Genomic DNA, 19,374 nt, shown 5'->3' on the forward strand with positions numbered 1-19,374 from the left:
AATGACACGCTATCTAAATCTCGTCTTCGTCCTCGTCGTTCTGATCGCCGCCGCCACCGTCTTCGACATGAAGCACGCTGCGGAACTTTCGGCGGAGGAAGTGGCCGCCCTGAAGCAGCAGATCGCCGAGGAACGCGAGCAGATCCAGCTTTTGAAGGCGGAATGGAGCCTTCTCAACCGCCCAGACCGGCTGCAGGGTCTCGTCGAGAGGTACAATGCCTATCTCGAGCTTGAGCCGTTGACAGCCGAGCAGATCACGTTGCTTGAGAACCTTCCGGTGAAGCCGGTCGACCTTGAGCCAGTGAAATCCGATAGCCCGCTCGGCGGTTACGCCGGCGACGTCCCGTCAATCCAGTAGGGGAAAGCATGGCGCCGTCTGCCGAACCAAAGTCTTTCCTGCAACATCGCATCGTCAGGCCCCGCGCTCTGCCGGTACCGAGCAGGTCCGTCAAGTCGCGTGTCTGGCTCACGATGTTCGCCTTCGCCACCGTCTACGCGATGATCGCGACGCGTTTGGTCATGCTCGGGCTTGCGGAAACGGGAGAGGCGTCCGCCTATATTTCCGCCCAGGATTCGATCGCAGCGGCCCGTCCGGACCTGGTCGACCGGAACGGCGAAATCCTGGCGACCGACATCAAGACCGCCTCGCTTTACGCCGAGCCGCGCAAGATCATCGACGTCGACGAGGCGATCGAGGGCCTTTCCAGCGTCTTTCCGGACCTGCGCAACCCGACCGTGCGCAAACGTCTTGCCAGTGACGCCGGCTTCATCTGGCTGAAGCGCGAGCTTACCCCAGGCCAACGACAGAAGATCCACGATCTCGGCATTCCGGGCATCGGATTCCTGGAGGAAAACCGCCGGTTCTATCCGGGCGGACCGACCGCAAGCCATGTCACAGGCATCGTCAATGTCGACAATGAAGGTATCGCTGGCATGGAGCTTGCCGTGGACCGGGCTTGGCTAAGGGACCTTCAGGCCGCGGGCTTTGCCTCCGAAGAGGCGCTGGAGCCGGTCAAGCTTTCGATAGACTTACGTGCTCAGCATGTCGTGCGCGACGAAGTGCGCCAGGCGATGGAGCGTTACAAGGCGATTGCCGGGGTCGGTATCGTGCTCGATATCAAGACGGGCGAAGTGATCGCCATGTCTTCGCTGCCGGACTTCGACCCCAACGACCGCAGTGATGCACTAGACAAGGACAAACTGAACCGGGCGACGGCCGGCGTCTATGAGATGGGGTCGGTATTCAAGGGCTTTACCGTGGCAATGGCGCTCGACAGTGGCAAGGTGACGGTGGAAGACAGCTTCGACGCCACGCGCCCGATCCGGGCGGGTGGGCGCACGATCAACGATTTCCACGGCAAGAACCGTATCCTCTCGGTGCCGGAAATCTTCATCTATTCCTCGAACATCGGCACCGTGAAAATGATGCTTGCCGCCGGGATCGAGGAGCAGCAGAGCTTCCTGAAGCGTGTCGGACTGACATCGAAGCTGGACACGGAACTGCCTGAAATCGCAACGCCCCTTCTGCCGAAACGCTGGCGCGAACTGGAGGCGATGACGATCTCCTTCGGCCACGGTATCTCGGTCACGCCGATGCAGACCGCCGTTGCCGCAGCCGCTCTCTTGAATGGAGGGCGCCTGATTCCGCCGACGTTCTTCCCCCGCGACCAGGCAACCGCCGAGGCCCTGGCGGAGCAGGTCGTCACAAAGCGCACGAGTGCCGTCATGCGCTATCTCTTCCGACTGAATGTCCTGTCCGGTTCCGGGCGCCGCGCAGAGGTTCCAGGATATCTCGTTGGCGGCAAGACGGGCACCGCGGAGAAGATCGAAAACGGCCGCTATGTATCCAACAAGCGGCGGAATTCCTTCCTTTCGGCCTTCCCGATGGATGAGCCGCGTTATGTCGTCCTCGTGGTTCTCGACGAGCCGAAACCCGAACGCGAGGGCATCGGCGCGACCGCCGGTTTGAACGCGGCGCCGACGGCGGGGGCGATCATCCGGCGCATCGCGCCCATGCTTGGCGTTTTGCCGAAATTCGGAGAAGGGGGCGACACGATCTCGATTTCTTATTAAGACCGGTAACACCGGCGTGAGAATCCTGCGGGCGGGGTCGCAGCCAGACCCGAGGTTTTCTCATTCGACGACGCACAACGGACATTGGCGCATGACATGCAGCTTAAGGACATAGCCGGCGATCTGCCGATCACGCCACAAGACGGTGGCGTGCCGATCCGTGGCCTCACGGCCGACAGCCGGCAAGTGAAGCCGGACTTCCTTTTTGCCGCCCTCAAAGGCGCGAAGGCGGACGGAACGGCATTCGTCAAGGCGGCCGTGGAAGCGGGCGCCGCTGCCGTATTGGTTGGCGAAGACGCCGATATCGAGGCCGTACGCGCCAATGCCGCCGGGCATCCGGTCATCGTCAGCGAGGATCCGCGCCGAACGCTGGCGCTGATGGCGGCGAAGTTCTACGGTCACCAGCCTGATGTGATGGTCGCCGTCACCGGCACCAGCGGCAAGACGTCGGTCGCCGTTTTCGTGCGCCAGATATTCTCGGCTTGCGGCTTCGAGGCGGCAAGCCTCGGCACGATCGGCACGGTGACTTCCCGCGGCGAGATCTATGGGGGCCTGACCACGCCGGACCCGGTGAACCTTCATCGCGACCTTGCCCGGCTTTCCGATGACGGCATCACCCACGCGGCGATGGAAGCTTCCAGCCACGGGCTCGACCAGCGTCGCCTGGACGGTGTGGAGCTGAAGGCCGCCGGTTTTACGAATCTCGGACGCGATCATCTCGATTATCACCCTGATGTGGAAAGCTACCTTCAGGCGAAGCTTCGCCTCTTCGACACGGTATTGCCGGACGATGGGATCGTCGTGCTCGAACCGTCGGCGCCCTACGCGGACCGTGTGATTGACGTCGCCCGCTCCCGGGGGCAGACGATCTTGACCGTCGGCAAAGGCGGGGAGGCTCTCGGTCTTGAGGATAACCGCCAGGAAGGCTTCGACCAAATCCTGACACTTTCCACGCCCGATGGCATGCGTGAGGTGCGATTGCCGCTTGCAGGCCGCTTCCAGGCCTCCAATGCGCTGATCGCCGCCGGCCTTGCGATTGCGGCGGGCGTTCCCCGCGACGATGCGCTCAAGGCTCTCGAGAACCTTGAAGGCGCGACCGGGCGGCTGGAGCGGGTTGGCGTCAAGGCGAATGGCGCGCTTGTCGTTGTCGATTACGCGCACAAGCCGGATGCACTGGAAAACGCCCTGCAGGCGCTGAGGCCGTTCACGAGCGGTCGGCTTTTCGTCGTCATCGGGGCAGGCGGGGACCGCGACCCCGGCAAGCGCCCGCTCATGGGCAAAGCTTCGTTCGACAACGCCGATGTCGTCATCGTTACCGACGACAATCCGAGAAGCGAAGAGCCCGCCAAGATCCGCGAAGCGGTGATGGAAGGCGCACCCGGAGCGATCGAGATCGCCGATCGCGGCGAGGCCATTTCCACGGCGATTTCATTGCTTGAAGAAGGTGATGTTCTCTGCGTTGCCGGAAAGGGTCATGAAACCGGCCAGATCGTGGGCGAAACGGTGCTTGAATTTTCCGATCACGAGGCGATCGGCAAGGCGCTTGCCCGGGAGGCCGACGGCATGGACAAGGGGATGAACGAGGCGGCCGCTGCCGCCGATATTGGCGAGGGCCTAGAGCATACCCCGCAAAATCGGGATCGGATTTCGCGACAGGAATATGCTCAGGACATCGATGCTGGAGCGAATTCCGATCACGAAAGCGATCCCGCTTTCAGCACAAGCGCTCTAGCCGCCGAAGCACCGCAAACGGACAAGGAAGCCGAGCGCGCCCTTTCCATCGGCGATGACGAGTTGAAGGCCATTTTCGGAGAAATCGTGCAAAAGGCCTCCAAGGGGGGCAAGCCGGAACCTGTCGGCGAGGGCGCTGCCGCCACGGATGAACCGCTGGTCTGGGAGGCCGAAAAGCCGGATGCCCTGCCAGAGGAGACGGATCAATCCTCCTCGGATCTGGTCGATTTTTCCGCGATGGAAGCAGAGCTTTTCGGAGAGATCGACGCGACCGGCCAGCCGGATACAGAACGGGAAGAAAGCGCTGACGCCACTGCGGATGCCGAGGAAGCGTCGGTGGATGATGGTGTAAGGCCGATCGAGGAAGACGTGCTGCCGGAGGCGGAGGTTGACAACAACGCGGAAAGCCATCGCGATAATGCGGATGCGGCCGATGCAGAAGCGGCAGGGCAGGACGAAGCGCCGGTCCTGCGCGCGGATGAGGCCCTTGAAAGCGCATTGTCGGGCGCTGACGAGGCTCCGCCGGAGAGGGAGGCCGGAGCGTCCGAAGAGCCGGTGGACCCCTTCGACGTTCCCGTGGTCGCGGACCACGCCGACACGGGAGCGCTCTGGACGCTCAAGGAATTCCTGAATGCTGTCGGTGGCATAGCCGTGGGCGATCCCGCGCCCGAGGTCACGGGAATATCCATCGACAGCCGCACGATTGAGCCCGGCGAGGCGTTTTTCGCCATCGACGGCGATCGTTTCGACGGCCATGATTTCGTCCGTGATGCAATCAAGGCGGGAGCGGCCATCGCCGTCGTTTCGCATAAAAAGATAGAGGAAATGCCCCGTGGGGGACCGATCGTCGCCGTTGCCGATCCGCTTGAGGCCCTTCGGCGCCTGGCGCGGGCAGCACGGCAGCGCACCAGGGCGCAGATCGTCGCGGTGACCGGTTCCGTCGGCAAGACGGGCACGAAGGAGATGCTGAGGCTTGCGCTTTCGAGATCCGGGCGCACGCATGCCTCCGTCGCATCCTTCAACAACCACTGGGGCGTGCCGTTGACGCTGGCGCGGATGCCTGCAGATACGGATTTCGGTGTCTTCGAGATCGGCATGAACCACGCCGGCGAAATCACGCCGCTGACGCAGATGGTTCGCCCGCATGTCGCGATCATCACCACCGTGCAGCCCGTGCATCTGGAGTTCTTCGGGTCGGTGGAAAAGATTGCCGAGGCGAAAGCGGAAATCTTCGCAGGCCTCGAACCTGACGGGATCGCGATCCTAAATCGCGACAACGACCAGTTCGATCTTCTCCAGTTCCACGCGAGAATGGCGGGCGTACGGACGATCTGCACGTTCGGCGTCGACCAGCCGGCGAACGCCAAGGCTGACAAGATATCCTCGCAAACGGGATGCACCTGCATTTCGGCGACCGTCCTTGGCGAGGAAATCACCTATAAGGTCGGTGCGCCGGGCCTGCACTACGTGAAAAACAGCCTTGCCGTGCTTTCGGCCGCCAAGCTGGTTGGAGCGGACCTTGCGCTTGCGGGCCTTGCGCTGACCGACATGCGCGCGCCGAAGGGCCGGGGCGCACAGACAAAGCTGACCCTGCCCGACGGGGCGCTGACGCTGATCGACGAAAGCTACAACGCCAACCCGGCGTCGATGCGCGCCGCCTTGCGCCTTCTGGGCGAAACACCGGTCAAACGGCCGGGACGGCGGATTGCCGTGCTTGGAGACATGCGTGAACTCGGAGAAATGTCGGACGCTTTGCACGCCGAATTGCGCGATCCGATCGTTGATGCGGAAGTGGATACGGTCTATTGCGCCGGGCCTCATATGCATGCGCTCTGGGAAACCCTGCCGGCGGCCATGCGCGGCGCCTATTCGGAGGACGCCGGCGGCTTGCGCCCGCTGCTTCTCGGTGACATGCGCAACGGTGATGTCGTGATGATCAAGGGATCGCTCGGAACGAAAATGGGCCCGCTTGTGGAAGCGCTCATGAAGGAATTTCCCGCCGCTGACGAAGCCGCGGAGTGAGGTGAACGAGACTTATGCTTTATTTGCTCGGAGATCTGGCGGATCAGTTCTCGGCCTTCAACGTGTTTCGCTACATCACGTTCAGGACGGGCGGCGCGATCATGACCGCCCTGTTGTTCATCGCGCTCTTCGGTCCGAAAATCATCGCCTCGCTGCGCATCCGGCAGGGACACGGTCAGCCGATACGTGCCGACGGCCCGCAAAGCCATCTGCTCACGAAAAAAGGCACGCCCACGATGGGGGGCCTGATGATCCTTTCAGGCATGATCGTTGCAACGCTTCTGTGGGCGAACCTTGCCAATCCCTACACTTGGATCGTTCTGGGTGTGACGGTGGGTTTCGGGTTCATCGGCCTCTATGACGACTATCTCAAGGTTACCAAGTCGAGCCATACAGGCTTCGGCGGGCGGTACCGGCTCGCCGTGGAATTCCTGATTGCCGGTATAGCCGCCTATTGCGTGACGCTTCTCGACACGGATCCCTTCGCCACATCCATCGCCTTTCCTTTCCTGAAGGACCTTGCGATCAACCTCGGCATCTTCTTCATTCCCTTCGCGGCCTTCGTCATGGTGGGGGCCGGGAACGCGGTCAACCTGACCGACGGTCTCGACGGGCTTGCCATTGTTCCGGTGATGATCGCGGCGACCTCCTTCGGCCTGATCGCCTATCTCTCGGGCAACGCCGTCTTTTCCGAATATCTCCAGATCCACCATGTGCCAGGCACCGGCGAACTGGCGGTTTTGTGCGGCGCGGTCATCGGGGCCGGGCTCGGTTTTCTCTGGTTCAACGCTCCGCCGGCGGCGATCTTCATGGGCGATACCGGTTCGCTTGCGCTCGGCGGAATGATTGGTGCGATCGCGGTCACGACGAAGCATGAGATCGTGCTGGCGATCATCGGCGGGCTATTCGTCGTGGAGGCCGTTTCGGTGATCGTGCAGGTGGCATCCTTCAAGATCACCGGCAAACGTGTCTTCCGGATGGCGCCGATCCACCATCATTTCGAGCATATGGGCTGGACGGAATCCCAGGTGGTGATCCGCTTCTGGATCATTGCCGTGGTTCTGGCGCTCATCGGCCTTGCCACATTGAAGTTGAGGTGAGGCGATGATCCCGGTCGAAAGCTTCAAGGACAAACGTATCGCGCTCTTCGGCCTTGGCGGTTCGGGGCTCGCGACCGCGCGCGCCCTTGTGGCGGGAGGCGCCGCAGTTACCGCGTTCGACGACGCGGAATCGCGTGTGGACGCGGCTCGGGCGGCAGGTATCGCGACCGGGGATCTCAGGCGTTCCGACTGGTCGGGCTTCGATGCGCTGCTGCTCGCACCCGGCGTGCCGCTCACCTACCCCAAACCGCATTGGACCGTGGAAGCCGCGCGAGCTGCCGGGATCGAAATTATCGGTGATATAGAGCTTTTCTGCCGGGAGCGGCGCAGGCGCGCGCCCGATGCGCCCTTTATCGCGGTGACAGGCACGAACGGCAAATCGACGACGACGGCGCTGATTTCCCACATCGTACGCGAGGCCGGGCGGGATGCGCAGATGGGCGGCAACATCGGCACGCCCGTGCTCGACCTTGAGATGCCGCGGCGGGGCCGTGTCCATGTGGTTGAATGCTCCTCCTACCAGATCGACCTTGCGCCGACGCTCGATCCGTCCGTCGGCATCCATCTGAACCTTTCGCCAGACCATCTCGACCGTCACGGCACGATGGAAAACTACGCCGCGATCAAGGAACGGCTGGCGGCCGCGAGCGGGCTTGCGGTCGTGGGCGTGGATGACCGTCATTCCGTAGCAATAGCAGACCGCATCGAGCTTTCGGGCACGCCGGTGCGCCGGATATCGGTGCGAAATCCCGTGTCGGACGGCGTCTATGCCGTGGGGCAACGGTTATTCGTCGCAGAAGACGGCACGCAGACGCCTTTTACCGACCTGGGCGGCATCGATGCGCTTCGCGGCACACATAATGCGCAGAACGCTGCGGCCGCAATCGCGGCCTGTCTGGCGATCGGACTTGCCCGTGAAGAAATCGTCAAAGGCCTGAAATCCTTTCCCGGCCTTGCGCATCGCATGGAGATCGCCGCTCGCGAAGGCCGCGTCATGTTCGTCAACGATTCCAAGGCGACGAATGCGGATGCGGCCGAACGCGCGCTGGCAAGCTTTGAGCGCATCTACTGGATCGCCGGCGGACGCGCCAAGGCCGGCGGCATCGAAAGCCTGTCGGATTATTTTCCGCGCATTGCCAAAGCCTATCTGATCGGCGAAGCGGCCGAGGATTTTGCGAACACGCTTCAGGGCAAGGTCGAATACGAGATCGCCGGCACCATCGATGCCGCTGTCGCAGCGGCGGCGCGCGATGTAAGAAGCGACGATCATCGCGAACCGGTGGTGCTGCTTTCGCCGGCCTGCGCGTCCTTCGATCAATTCGCGAATTTCGAACTGAGGGGAGCGGCTTTCATCGAAGCCGTCGGCCGCGTGTTGCCAAAGCCCCGTGGACAGGAGGTCGCCTGATGGTCAGCCGTGCCGATCGCAGCCCCGTTGCGGAATGGATCTGGACCGTGGACCGGCTGTTGCTGGCCGGTTTTCTGGTGCTGATGATCGGAGGGATCGTGCTGTCCTTCGCCGCTAGCCCACCGGTTGCCGAAAGGCTGAACATCGACACCTATCACTTCGTCAAGCGACAGGCCCTGTTTCTCGTGCCGGCAATCGTGATCATGCTGGGTGTTTCCGCACTCAGTCCGCGCCAGGTGCGCCGGCTTGCCCTTTTCGTCTTCCTCGGGTCGGTCGCTCTCATGGTGGCGACACTCTTCCTCGGCGTGGAAGTGAAAGGTGCGCGGCGCTGGGTACAACTGGGCGGCATTTCGCTTCAGCCTTCGGAGTTCCTGAAGCCCGCCTTCGTCATCCTCGTGGCCTTTTTGCTGTCGGAATCGGGAAGACGCCGGGAAGTGCCGGGCGGGCTTTTCGCGGGCCTCCTGTTTCTGATCTGCGTCGCCTTGCTCGTAGCGCAACCGGATTTTGGCCAGACGATGCTGCTCAGCATGGTTTTCGCGGCCCTTTTCTTCCTGAACGGCTTGCCATGGCTTGCGATCATCCCGCTCGGGCTGTTGGGCGTTGGCGGACTTTTCGCCGCCTACGCCTTGCTGCCGCATGTTCAAAGCCGCGTGGAGCGTTTCCTGAACCCGGAAGCCGGCGACACGTTCAACGTCGACAGGGCGATCGAATCCTTCATTTCCGGCAGCTGGTTCGGGCGCGGGCCGGGCGAAGGGACGATCAAGCGCGTTTTGCCGGAAAGCCATACGGATTTCATTTTCGCGGTGACGGCGGAGGAATTCGGAATTGTCGTCTGCCTGATCCTGCTTGCCGTTTTCGCCTTCGTCGTCCTGCGCGGGCTTGCACAGGCAGGACGCGATACCGACCCGTTCAACCGCCTTGCCGCATCGGGTCTGATGGTTCTTTTCGGTCTTCAATCCTGCATCAACATGGCGGTGAACGTGAATCTGATGCCGGCCAAGGGCATGACGCTGCCCTTCATCTCCTACGGCGGGTCGTCGCTTGTCTCTGTGGCGCTTGCCATGGGCTTCGTGCTTGCCCTTACGCGCAAGAGGCCGCAGCCGACGCGAACGGATGCTGTCGTCGTTTCCCGCCTGCAGCCTTCAAGTCTCGCGTGAGCGGCGATGGGCGAAACGATCCTGATAACCGCCGGGGGCACCGGTGGACATCTTTTCCCCGCCTATGCGCTGGCGGCGGAACTTGAGCGACGCGGATATGATGTCGACCTCGCGACCGACGAGCGAGCCGATAAATACGGCGAGCGGTTTCCGGGTCGCGAGGTGCATGTGATCCAATCCGAAACCCTGCGCGGGCGCAGCCCGCTTGCGCTAATGCGCACCGCCTTCAGGCTCGGACGGGGCACGCTGCAGGCGCTTTCGCTGATCCGACGAACAAAGCCCAAAGCGATTATCGGCTTCGGCGGTTATCCGACCTTTCCGCCGATGTTCGCCGGGTTTCTGGCCGGTGTGCCGACGATCCTGCACGAAGCGAATGCGGTAATGGGCCGCGCAAACAGGATGCTGGCTGGCAGGGTAAAGGTGGTCGCGCTTGGCCTTTCAGGCGGATCCGGCGGAACGGTCGCGCCGGAAAAAAACGTCATCACGGGAAATCCGGTGCGCCCGGCAGTGCTTGCTGCGATGGGGAAAGCCTATGCGGCGCCGAAGGCTGGAGAAGAATTCAGGCTGCTGATCTTCGGCGGGTCTCAAGGAGCCCGTTTCTTCTCAGAGATGGTGCCCGAAGCGCTCGGCATGCTGGATGACGCGCATCGCCGCCAGTTGGCGCTCACCATGCAGGCGCGCGCTGAGGACCTAGAGAATGTTCGTGATCGACTTGCCTCGATCGGCATCAAGGCCGAACTCGCGCCCTTTTTCACCGATATGGCGGAAAGGATCGCCGATGCGCATCTTGTCGTCTGCCGGTCGGGGGCGATGAGCGTTACGGAGCTTGGCGTTATCGGACGGCCTGCGATCCTGGTTCCGTTCCCCCATGCTCTTGACCACGACCAGGCGCTCAATGCGAGCGTGCTGAAAAAGGCGGGCGGGGCCTGGCCGGTCGCGCAAGCCGAGCTTACTCCGGCGCGTTTTGCCGAGACACTGGCGCAGCTTATGGACGAGCCGGAGCGGCTGGCAAAGGCGGCGGACGCTGCGGGATCCGTAGGCGAACCGGGCGCGGTTATACGCCTGGCGGACCTTGCCGAGCATGTTTGCAGGGGCGGGGACGCAAAAGATTTCGACAAAGGAGACAACTCATGAAAATGCCGCAGGATATCGGTCCGGTCCATTTCGTCGGTATCGGCGGCATCGGCATGAGTGGCATCGCCGAGGTGCTGCATACGCTCGGCTATCCGGTACAGGGATCGGACCTTAGCGAGAACGCGAATGTTTCGCGCCTGCGTGAGCGCGGTATAAAGGTTTCTATCGGTCATTCGGCGGAAAACCTTGGCGAGGCGCGCGTTGTGGTCGTTTCCTCGGCCGTCAAGAGCGACAACCCCGAGCTTTTGGCCGCACGCGAGCGTTTCCTGCCCGTCGTGCGCCGGGCGGAAATGCTGGCCGAGCTCATGCGTTTCAAGCAGGCGATCGCGATCGGCGGAACCCACGGCAAGACCACCACGACGTCTATGATCGCCGCACTTCTCGACGGTGGCGGGCTCGACCCCACGGTGATCAACGGCGGCATCATCAACGCCTACGGCACGAATGCGCGTATGGGCGAAGGCGACTGGATGGTTGTCGAAGCGGACGAAAGCGATGGTACTTTCGTGAAGCTTCCGGCGGATATCGCCGTCGTGACAAATATCGATCCGGAACATCTCGACCACTACGGCGATTTCGAAAAGCTGCGTGGCGCATTCAAGCAGTTCGTGGAAAACGTACCCTTTTACGGTTTCGCCGTGATGTGCCTCGACCATCCGGAGGTGCAGGCGCTCGTCGGACGGGTCGTCGATCGCCAGATCGTGACCTACGGGCAGAACCGGCAGGCGGACGTACGGTTTTTCGATGTCAGGAGCGAGCGCGGCAACGCCATCTTCTCCCTCGAAATCCGCGACCGCGTGACGGGCAAGGCTGAGACCATCGAAAGCCTGATGTTGCCGATGCCGGGCCTTCACAACGTTTCCAACGCCACGGCCGCGGCCGCAGTCGCCTGGAAGCTGGGGCTCACGCCGGACGCGATCCGCCGCGGGCTTGCAGGTTTCGGCGGCGTGAAACGCAGGTTCACGAACACCGGTCGTGTCGGCGGCATCGATATCTTCGACGATTACGCCCATCACCCGGTGGAAATCCGCGCGGTCCTTTCCGCGGCCAGGGGGGCGGCGGAAGGCAAGATTATCGCCGTCGTGCAGCCGCATCGTTATACCCGGTTGAAAAGCCTGTTCGACGAGTTCTGCAGTTGCTTCAACGACGCCGATCACGTGATCGTCGCACCCGTGTATGCGGCGGGAGAGGCGCCGATCGACGGCGCGGACAGTGCCGCGCTCGCAGAAGGCTTGCGTTCGCGCGGGCACAGGAACGTCCATCTGATCGGCAACCAGCGTGATCTTGCCCCGAAGGTGGCCGAGCTTGCCGCCGCCGGCGACTACGTGGTTTGCCTGGGCGCAGGCTCGATCAGCACATGGGCGCAGGCGCTTCCGCGTGAGCTTGAAAGCCTGATGAGCGGGAGCCGGGCATGAGCTTTCCCGATCTTATTGCCGAGCGCGGTCTCGACGTATCGGGCATCCGAGGAAAGCTGACGCCAAATCAACCGCTTTCCGCTGTCACGTGGTTTCGCGTCGGCGGCCCGGCCCAGCTTTTGTTCCAGCCTGCCGATACCGAAGACCTCGCGACGTTCTTGTGGCTCTTGCCGCGCGATGTGCCCGTTCTGCCGATGGGGCTTGGGTCCAACCTTCTCGTGCGTGACGGCGGCATTCCGGGTGTCGTAATCCGCTTGAGCGGGCGGGGCTTCGGGCAGGTGAGCGTTGAAGATGAGGGCGCTATCCGTGCCGGCGCCGCCGTTCCGGACCGAAAACTTGCCGAGGAAGCGGCGAAAGCAGGCATTGGCGGCTTTGCCTTTTATTCCGGCATTCCGGGCGCTCTCGGCGGTGCCTTGCGGATGAACGCAGGGGCGCATGGTTCCGAGACAAAAGACGTCATGGTGGAACTGACAGGCATCTCCCGTGAAGGCGAGATCGTTCGTCTGAAGAATGGCGATCTCAACTACCGCTACCGCCGCAGCGATGCGCCGTCCGAAATGATCTTTACCGAGGCGGTGTTCAAGGGAAGGCCGGAGCAGAGCGAGGCTATCCGCGCGGAGATGGCGGCCGTTACCGAACATCGCGAAAAGGCGCAGCCGATCCGCGAGAAGACCGGCGGCTCGACGTTCAAGAACCCGCCCGGATCGTCCGCCTGGAAGGTGATCGACGCCGCCGGCTGTAGGGGATTGCAGATCGGCGGGGCGCGCATGTCCGACATGCATTGCAATTTCATGATCAACACGGGCGAGGCAACCGCGGAAGACCTTGAGCGTCTCGGCGAAACGGTGCGCGCGCGTGTTCTTGAGCATTCGGGCACCGAGCTGGAATGGGAAATCAGGCGCCTCGGTCTTTTCGCCGAAGGTGTTTCGATCGAGCCGTTCCTCGGCAGGCAGAAAATTCAGAAAGGGGCCGCCCATGGCTGAACCCAGGAAACATGTGGCTGTTCTTATGGGAGGCTGGTCTTCGGAGCGGCCCGTCAGCCTGAGGTCGGGCGAGGCATGCGCGGCCGCGCTCGAACGCTGCGGCTACCAGGTCACCCGCATCGATGTCGACCGGGACGTGTCTCGCGTTTTGCAAGACCTGAAGCCCGATGCCGCCTTCAACGCGCTGCACGGCCCCTATGGCGAGGACGGCTGCATTCAGGGCGTTCTCGAGGTCCTCGGCATTCCCTACACACATTCCGGCGTGATGGCGTCAGCGCTTGCCATGGACAAGGCGAAAGCCAAGGCGGTGATGAAGGCTTCCGGCGTACCCGTCGCAGAGCACAAAGTTGTCCACAGGCTTGAAGCGGCGAAGGCGCATGCGATCAAGCCGCCCTATGTGGCCAAACCCGTTAGGGAAGGTTCGTCGTTCGGGGTGCTTATCGTGCCCGACGATGCTCCGCATCCGCCACAACAGCTTTATGCCGATGATTGGCCCTATGGCGATATCGTGATGGTGGAGCGTTTCATCCCGGGCCGGGAGCTTACCTGCGCGGTGATGGGCAATGTGGCGCTTGGGGTTATCGAGGTGATACCGGAAGGCCACGGCTTCTACGATTATGACGCGAAATATGCCCCTGGAGGCTCCCGGCACATTCTTCCTGCCGAAATTTCACCCTTTGTTTACCAAGAAGTACAGAAAATTACCCTCAAGGCGCATTTGTCACTCGGCTGCGCCGGCGTCACCCGTGCGGACTTCCGCTATGACGACCGGCTGCACGGCACGGGGGAGCTTATCTGCCTTGAAGTCAATACGCAGCCCGGCATGACGGAAACCTCGCTCGTGCCGGAGATTGCAGCACATGCGGGTCATTCGTTCGAAGAGCTCGTCAGTTGGATGGTGGAGGACGCAAGTTGCGGACGCTGAAGGGAAAACGCGGCAAGGATACCGTACTCCCGATCGAGGCGGAGCTGGCTCCGCGCGGTCGCGGCGTGGCACGCCTGCACCGCCGCCCGGTGTGGCGTGCGGCGGGTATTCTTGCCGATCTTCCTGTGTGGACCGGCACCGCCGGAGCGCTTGTATTCCTCGGCACGACCATCGCCTACGGCATCGCGCTTGGCGGCTACGGGACGCTGGTGACCGAATCGCTGACGGCTGCCGCCGGATTTCGCGTCGAGGCCGTAAAGCTTTCCGGTCAGCGAGAGACCACCGAATTCCAGATCCTGGAGGCGCTGGAAATCCAGTCCGAATCATCGCTGGTGCTTTTCGACGCGCAAGCCGCCCAAAAGCGCCTCAGCGATATTTCATGGGTGGAGAAGGCCTCCGTCCAGAAGCTTTATCCCGGCACCCTGCAGGTCAAAATCAAGGAGCGCGAACCCTTCGCGCTCTGGCAGCGTGGCGACGTCGTTTCCATCATCTCCAGGGACGGCAGGGTCATCACCGATGACGTGGACGGGCGATACGCCAATCTTCTTCTCGTCATCGGGCATGGCGCTCAACATCGCGTGGGCAACATCCTGAACGAGCTCCAGGTCGTGCCGGAGTTGCGCTCGCGTGTCCGCGCCGCACGGCTGATCTCCGACAGGCGTTGGAACCTCGTCCTTGAAAACGGCATCACCATCCGCCTGCCGGAAACGGGCGTGGAGCAGGCGCTCCTCGATGTCGCGAAGATGGATGCCGACAGCGGCCTGCTTTCGCGTGACATCATCGCCGTCGACATGCGCCTCGATGACCGTGTGATCGTCAAACTGAGCGCAGAGGCGGCGGAACGGCGCAAGGGCGTCGTGTCTCAACATCGCGCCGGTACGAACGGAGCCGAGACATGAGGTCGTCCGGATCGTCGATATACCTGCCACGCATGCGCCCGCTGCCGACGCGGCGTTCGGTTATCGTTTCGGTGCTCGATATCGGCTCGACCAAGATTTGCTGCCTGATCGCCAAGCTTAGCCCGCGCGAGGATAGCGCGGTCATGCCGGGGCGTACTCATTCGATAGAAGTACTCGGCTACGGCTATCAGCGCTCGCGCGGCATCAAGAGCGGCGTCGTCATCGACATGGACGCGGCAGAACACGCAATCCGCCTTGCCGTCGACAATGCGGAGCGCATGGCTGGCGTCACCGTGGAAAGCCTGATCGCCAACATCAGCTGCGGCCGGTTGAAGAGCGAAATATTCTCCGCCGGCGTGGAGATGGTTTCCGAATCCGTTTCGGAGTCCGACATCCAGCGGGTGCTCGCTGCCGGTTCCGCCCACAATGTGGCGGAAGGCCGGGCGGTGATGCATGCTCTTCCGATTTCCTATGCGCTCGATGGCAACCGCGGCATCCGCGATCCGCGCGGCATGATGGGCCATCGCCTGGGCGTGGACATGCAGGTGATTACCGCCGAAGTGCCGCCGGTCCGCAATCTCGAGCTTTGCGTCAACCGCGGTCATCTGAACGTGGAGACGATGGTCGCAACGCCCTATGCGAGCGGCCTGGCGACGTTGGTCGACGACGAGGCGGAGCTTGGGGTGGCCTGTGTCGACATGGGCGGCGGCACCACGACGCTGTCGATCTTCGTCGACGGGCAGATGGTGCATCTGGATGCGCTTGCGGTCGGTGGTCACCACGTGACGATGGATATTGCGCGCGCGCTTTCAACGCGCCTGCAGGACGCCGAACGCATCAAGACACTGCAGGGTTCCGCCTTGCCGAGTTCCGCGGACGACCGGGATTTCATCACGGTTCCGCCAGTGGATGCGGAGACGGACCTTCCCAACCAGATCCCGCGCTCCATGCTGACGCGCGTGATCCGACCGAGGATCGAGGAGATTCTCGAACTCGTGCGCGATCGCCTGGCTGCCTCCGGTTTCGCCGGGCGGGTGGGAAAGCGCGTCGTGCTTACGGGAGGCGCCAGCCAGCTCACGGGTTTGAGCGAGGTGGCGCGGCGCATTCTCGGACGCAACGTGCGGCTTGGACGGCCGCTCGGCATCGCAGGTCTGCCGGAAGCGGCGAAAGGCCCAGCCTTTGCAGCTTCCGTCGGCCTGCTCATCTACCCCCAGGTCGCCCAGATCGAACAATTCGAACCAAGAACGCTGGGTCGCCGCTGGGGCCTTGGCTCGGGTTATCTGGCCCGTGTCGGGCAGTGGATCAGGGAGAGTTTCTAAGGCGGTGCCACCGCCTTGGGCAGGAGTAATCCGGTACGCCGGTTTGTTTTGGATACGAGGGAAATTCGGGCTTCCGCAAGGGGGTCCAAAAGGGGTCGCGAGGAAATTATGACCATAAACTTGCAAATGCCCGACATTCAGGAGCTGAAGCCGCGCATAACGGTGTTCGGCGTCGGCGGCGCGGGCGGAAACGCCGTCAACAACATGATTCAGGCAGGCCTTCAGGGTTGCGACTTCGTCGTCGCCAACACCGACGCCCAGGCGCTTGCCACCAACCACGCCGAACGCGTCGTCCAGATGGGCGTCGCGGTGACTGAGGGGCTTGGCGCCGGGTCGCAGCCGGACGTGGGAGCGGCGGCCGCCGAAGAGGTGATCGACGAGATCAACGACCATCTGGCGGGCTCGCATATGGTCTTCATTACCGCTGGCATGGGCGGCGGCACAGGTACGGGCGCGGCGCCCGTGATCGCTCGCGCCGCGCGCGAGAAGGGCATTCTCACCGTCGGCGTCGTCACCAAGCCCTTCCAGTTCGAGGGCGCGCGGCGCATGCGCGTTGCCGATTCCGGTATTGAGGAACTGCAGAAGAATGTCGATACGCTGATCGTCATTCCGAACCAGAACCTGTTCCGTATCGCCAATGCGCAAACGACCTTTGCCGATGCCTTCGCGATGGCCGATCAGGTGCTTTATTCCGGCGTTGCCTGCATTACCGACCTGATGGTGAAGGAAGGTCTCATCAACCTCGACTTCGCCGACGTGCGCTCGATCATGCGCGGCATGGGCAAGGCGATGATGGGCACGGGCGAGGCTTCGGGCGAAAAGCGCGCCATGCAGGCGGCGGAAGCGGCCATTGCCAATCCGCTGCTCGACGAAACCTCGATGATGGGTGCAAGGGGCCTCCTGATCTCCATCACCGGCGGCAACGACCTCACGCTTTTCGAGGTCGACGAAGCGGCGACTCGCATTCGCGAGGAAGTGGACCCGGACGCCAATATCATCATGGGTGCGACCTTCGACGAGAGCCTGGACGGTATCATACGGGTTTCGGTCGTCGCCACGGGCATCGACAAGGTCAATGGTGAAGCCGCGTCGCCGGTGGAAGCCCGCGTTGCCGAGATCACCGAGCGCTTGCAGGAACAGCCGAAGCCGGCAGCTCCGCGTGTCGCGGCGCCGCAGCGCCCCTCCGTCACCGCCAGGGCGGTCGAGTCGCTTGAGCGCGAGCTTGAGATCGGCGAGCCGGAAGGTGTCGCGGCTTCGACGGATCCCGCCGTCGAGATCAAGCCGTTCAAGCCTGCACCGGAGATGATGGAAGACGAACCCACCACGATCGAAGAGATCGAGGAGCAGCTGTCACAGCCGGCTCCTGAAGCGGATCAGCCTGCTCCCTATATACCGCCGGTCGCCGAGAATGCCGAAGGGCCGGTGCATATCCCGAGCATCGAGGATTTCCCGCCTGTCGCCCAGCGTGAGATGCGTGCTTACGAGGACGAGGCCGATCACCACGACGATCACGAGCATCATGAGGATCGTCGCCCGATGAGCCTGCTGCGCCGATTGGCGAGCGGTCTGTCGCGCCGCGATGAGCACCACGAGGAAGACGAGCGGCCTGAAATGCCCGTCGAGCCGCGCATGGCCGAACGCGCTCACCCGGCGCCGGCACGTTCGCAGCCGGCGGCGCATGCCCCTGCCAGCCAGCCGGCGGCCCATCGTCAGCCGCAACCGCAAGCCGCGCCAGCGCGTCCGGTGGCTCCTCGTGCGCCCCAGCCGCGCCCGCAGGCTCAGGGTGCGAGCGGCCAGCTGGACACGACGGGACGCCCGGCGCCGCAACCGCGCCCGATGTCCGAAGAGGACCAGCTGGAAATTCCGGCTTTCCTGCGTCGGCAGGCCAACTGATAGCGCCCCCTCGCGCCCCTCGGCGGCGGCCCGGAAACATTCCGGGTCGCCTGCCGTAGCGACATGCAAATTTCATTTAATATTTCAACGGCTTGTGACAGCTAAAAGCGTTACAAACCGTAACAAAGCTTTATTTCCAGAATTCCCCCGCATGCCTGTATGGTGACACCCGAATTCGAAGCATTAACCGAATCAATACGTTAACGATTGATTAAGGAGAGTGCTCGATCCCTTCGACTTAATTCTCGCGGTCTTGAGCCGGCGCAATCGACAACTGATGACATGCGCTACCGGATCGACCGCGAAACCACAGGCGGCAAGAGATGGTGCAACGCTTGGACCGGCAGAAAACGATAGCCGAACCTATCACCCTGAAAGGAATCGGTGTTCATTCGGGAAATCCGGCCAGCGTCAGTCTCTATCCGGCCGAAGCCGGTTCTGGCATCGTTTTCCAGGGCAGGGACGGCGCGCGCGGGCGTGATGTTGAATTTCCGGCCCATTGGAAGAGTGTGAGTGCAACGTCGCTTTGCACCGTTCTCGGCGATCCGAAGGCTGGCGGCGTCGCCACGGTGGAGCACCTCATGGCCGCCCTTCGTGGCCTTGGCGTCGATAATGTGACTGTCGAAATGGACGGGCCGGAGATGCCGATCATGGATGGATCGTCCGCGGCATTCGTTTCAGCTATCGATAGTGTGGGCCTTAAATCCCTGTCGGCGTCCCGCCGATACATAAAGATCATGAAGCCTGTTCGCATCGCCAGCGGCGATGCGTGGTGTGAGTTGCTCCCCTATGATGGAACCCGTTTCGAGGTGACGATCGACTTCCCGTCCGCGGCGATCGGCTGCCAGAGCATCGATATAGATCTTACGCCGGATGTTTTCCGCCGGGAGCTGGCGCGCGCGCGCACCTTCGGTTCCGTCGCCGATGTTGAAAAGTTGTGGGCGAATGGGTTTGCGCTTGGCTCTTCGCTTGAGAATTCGGTGGCGATTGCTGACGACAAGGTCGTCAATCCGGAGGGCATCCGCTGGCCGGACGAATTCGTCCGCCACAAGACGCTGGATGCGGTCGGCGATCTTGCGCTGGCCGGCCTGCCGATCCTCGGGCATTTCCGCTCCTACAAGGGCGGGCATCGCATGAACCATGCGATCCTTGTCGAGCTGTTTGAAAACTGCGGTCAGGGCGCTTTCCAGATAGCGGTATCCCCGCAGGCGCGCGAGGTCGGTTCGGCGGAGCTGGTAAGCGGCCTTTCTGCGGCGGCATTCGGGCCGAACATTTCCTGAGAAGCGCTCATTCCACAGCGGGGCAGGCCGCGGTCACA

The 19,374-nt window shown here is 62.6% G+C and carries 14 protein-coding genes; all 14 read left to right on the forward strand.

Going from position 1 to position 19,374, the window contains the following annotated elements; translation table 11 throughout:
- Window position 1: 1 nt before the first annotated feature.
- Entirely contained in the window at window positions 2-358 is a 357-nt protein-coding gene (ftsL, locus tag HPQ64_RS09040) for a cell division protein FtsL (RefSeq protein WP_172888018.1), read from the forward strand.
- A gap of 8 nt (window positions 359-366) precedes the next feature.
- On the forward strand, window positions 367-2,073 hold the full coding sequence (locus HPQ64_RS09045; RefSeq protein ID WP_172888019.1) for a peptidoglycan D,D-transpeptidase FtsI family protein: 1,707 nt from the start codon (window positions 367-369) through the stop codon (window positions 2,071-2,073).
- A gap of 96 nt (window positions 2,074-2,169) precedes the next feature.
- The gene (locus HPQ64_RS20390) at window positions 2,170-5,826 is read left to right on the forward strand and encodes a UDP-N-acetylmuramoylalanyl-D-glutamyl-2,6-diaminopimelate--D-alanyl-D-alanine ligase (RefSeq protein WP_246270384.1); all 3,657 of its coding nucleotides are present in this window, start codon (window positions 2,170-2,172) and stop codon (window positions 5,824-5,826) included.
- 14 nt (window positions 5,827-5,840) lie between these two features.
- Window positions 5,841-6,926, forward strand: coding sequence for a phospho-N-acetylmuramoyl-pentapeptide-transferase (gene mraY / locus HPQ64_RS09060; protein ID WP_172888020.1), 1,086 nt, complete (start codon window positions 5,841-5,843; stop codon window positions 6,924-6,926).
- Window positions 6,927-6,930: 4 nt separating this feature from the next.
- Window positions 6,931-8,331, forward strand: coding sequence for a UDP-N-acetylmuramoyl-L-alanine--D-glutamate ligase (gene murD, locus HPQ64_RS09065; RefSeq protein WP_172888021.1), 1,401 nt, complete (start codon window positions 6,931-6,933; stop codon window positions 8,329-8,331).
- Window positions 8,331-9,488: a putative lipid II flippase FtsW gene (ftsW, locus tag HPQ64_RS09070; RefSeq protein ID WP_172888022.1), complete on the forward strand. Its 1,158-nt coding sequence runs from the start codon at window positions 8,331-8,333 to the stop codon at window positions 9,486-9,488. The genes murD and ftsW overlap by 1 nt, the downstream gene beginning before the upstream one ends.
- Window positions 9,489-9,494: 6 nt before the next feature.
- Window positions 9,495-10,622 carry an undecaprenyldiphospho-muramoylpentapeptide beta-N-acetylglucosaminyltransferase gene (gene murG / locus HPQ64_RS09075; RefSeq protein WP_172888023.1) on the forward strand — a complete coding sequence of 376 codons (1,128 nt, stop codon included), beginning with the start codon at window positions 9,495-9,497 and terminating at the stop codon, window positions 10,620-10,622.
- Entirely contained in the window at window positions 10,619-12,037 is a 1,419-nt protein-coding gene (murC, locus tag HPQ64_RS09080) for a UDP-N-acetylmuramate--L-alanine ligase (RefSeq protein WP_172888024.1), read from the forward strand. Before murG ends, murC begins: the two co-directional genes overlap by 4 nt.
- A complete protein-coding gene (gene murB / locus HPQ64_RS09085) occupies window positions 12,034-13,020 on the forward strand; it encodes a UDP-N-acetylmuramate dehydrogenase (RefSeq protein ID WP_172888025.1) in 987 nt (328 codons plus the stop codon). The genes murC and murB overlap by 4 nt, the downstream gene beginning before the upstream one ends.
- Window positions 13,013-13,945: a D-alanine--D-alanine ligase gene (locus HPQ64_RS09090; protein ID WP_172888026.1), complete on the forward strand. Its 933-nt coding sequence runs from the start codon at window positions 13,013-13,015 to the stop codon at window positions 13,943-13,945. The genes murB and HPQ64_RS09090 overlap by 8 nt, the downstream gene beginning before the upstream one ends.
- Window positions 13,933-14,844, forward strand: coding sequence for a cell division protein FtsQ/DivIB (locus HPQ64_RS09095; protein ID WP_172888027.1), 912 nt, complete (start codon window positions 13,933-13,935; stop codon window positions 14,842-14,844). The genes HPQ64_RS09090 and HPQ64_RS09095 overlap by 13 nt, the downstream gene beginning before the upstream one ends.
- Window positions 14,845-14,876: 32 nt before the next feature.
- Complete coding sequence (ftsA, locus tag HPQ64_RS09100) at window positions 14,877-16,163, forward strand: cell division protein FtsA (RefSeq protein ID WP_425483815.1); 1,287 nt, start codon at window positions 14,877-14,879, stop codon at window positions 16,161-16,163.
- 108 nt (window positions 16,164-16,271) lie between these two features.
- Window positions 16,272-18,056 (forward strand): cell division protein FtsZ, encoded by a 1,785-nt coding sequence (gene ftsZ, locus HPQ64_RS09105; protein ID WP_172888029.1) that lies wholly within the window; start codon window positions 16,272-16,274, stop codon window positions 18,054-18,056.
- Between the two features lie 323 nt (window positions 18,057-18,379).
- Window positions 18,380-19,336, forward strand: coding sequence for a UDP-3-O-acyl-N-acetylglucosamine deacetylase (gene lpxC, locus HPQ64_RS09110; protein ID WP_172888030.1), 957 nt, complete (start codon window positions 18,380-18,382; stop codon window positions 19,334-19,336).
- Window positions 19,337-19,374 lie beyond the last annotated feature (38 nt).

It is taken from the genome of Hongsoonwoonella zoysiae, assembly GCF_013266695.1.
GTDB classification, from domain to species: domain Bacteria; phylum Pseudomonadota; class Alphaproteobacteria; order Rhizobiales; family Stappiaceae; genus Hongsoonwoonella; species Hongsoonwoonella zoysiae.

Excerpts from the sequence above, each read along its gene's own strand:
- ftsL (WP_172888018.1), top strand. The coding sequence starts at position 2 with ATGACACGCTATCTAAATCTCGTCTTCGTCCTCGTCGTTCTGATCGCC.
- HPQ64_RS09045 (WP_172888019.1), top strand. The coding sequence starts at position 367 with ATGGCGCCGTCTGCCGAACCAAAGTCTTTCCTGCAACATCGCATCGTC.
- HPQ64_RS20390 (WP_246270384.1), top strand. The coding sequence starts at position 2,170 with ATGCAGCTTAAGGACATAGCCGGCGATCTGCCGATCACGCCACAAGAC.
- mraY (WP_172888020.1), top strand. The coding sequence starts at position 5,841 with ATGCTTTATTTGCTCGGAGATCTGGCGGATCAGTTCTCGGCCTTCAAC.
- murD (WP_172888021.1), top strand. The coding sequence starts at position 6,931 with ATGATCCCGGTCGAAAGCTTCAAGGACAAACGTATCGCGCTCTTCGGC.
- ftsW (WP_172888022.1), top strand. The coding sequence starts at position 8,331 with ATGGTCAGCCGTGCCGATCGCAGCCCCGTTGCGGAATGGATCTGGACC.
- murG (WP_172888023.1), top strand. The coding sequence starts at position 9,495 with ATGGGCGAAACGATCCTGATAACCGCCGGGGGCACCGGTGGACATCTT.
- murC (WP_172888024.1), top strand. The coding sequence starts at position 10,619 with ATGAAAATGCCGCAGGATATCGGTCCGGTCCATTTCGTCGGTATCGGC.
- murB (WP_172888025.1), top strand. The coding sequence starts at position 12,034 with ATGAGCTTTCCCGATCTTATTGCCGAGCGCGGTCTCGACGTATCGGGC.
- HPQ64_RS09090 (WP_172888026.1), top strand. The coding sequence starts at position 13,013 with ATGGCTGAACCCAGGAAACATGTGGCTGTTCTTATGGGAGGCTGGTCT.
- ftsA (WP_425483815.1), top strand. The coding sequence starts at position 14,877 with ATGCGCCCGCTGCCGACGCGGCGTTCGGTTATCGTTTCGGTGCTCGAT.
- ftsZ (WP_172888029.1), top strand. The coding sequence starts at position 16,272 with ATGACCATAAACTTGCAAATGCCCGACATTCAGGAGCTGAAGCCGCGC.
- lpxC (WP_172888030.1), top strand. The coding sequence starts at position 18,380 with ATGGTGCAACGCTTGGACCGGCAGAAAACGATAGCCGAACCTATCACC.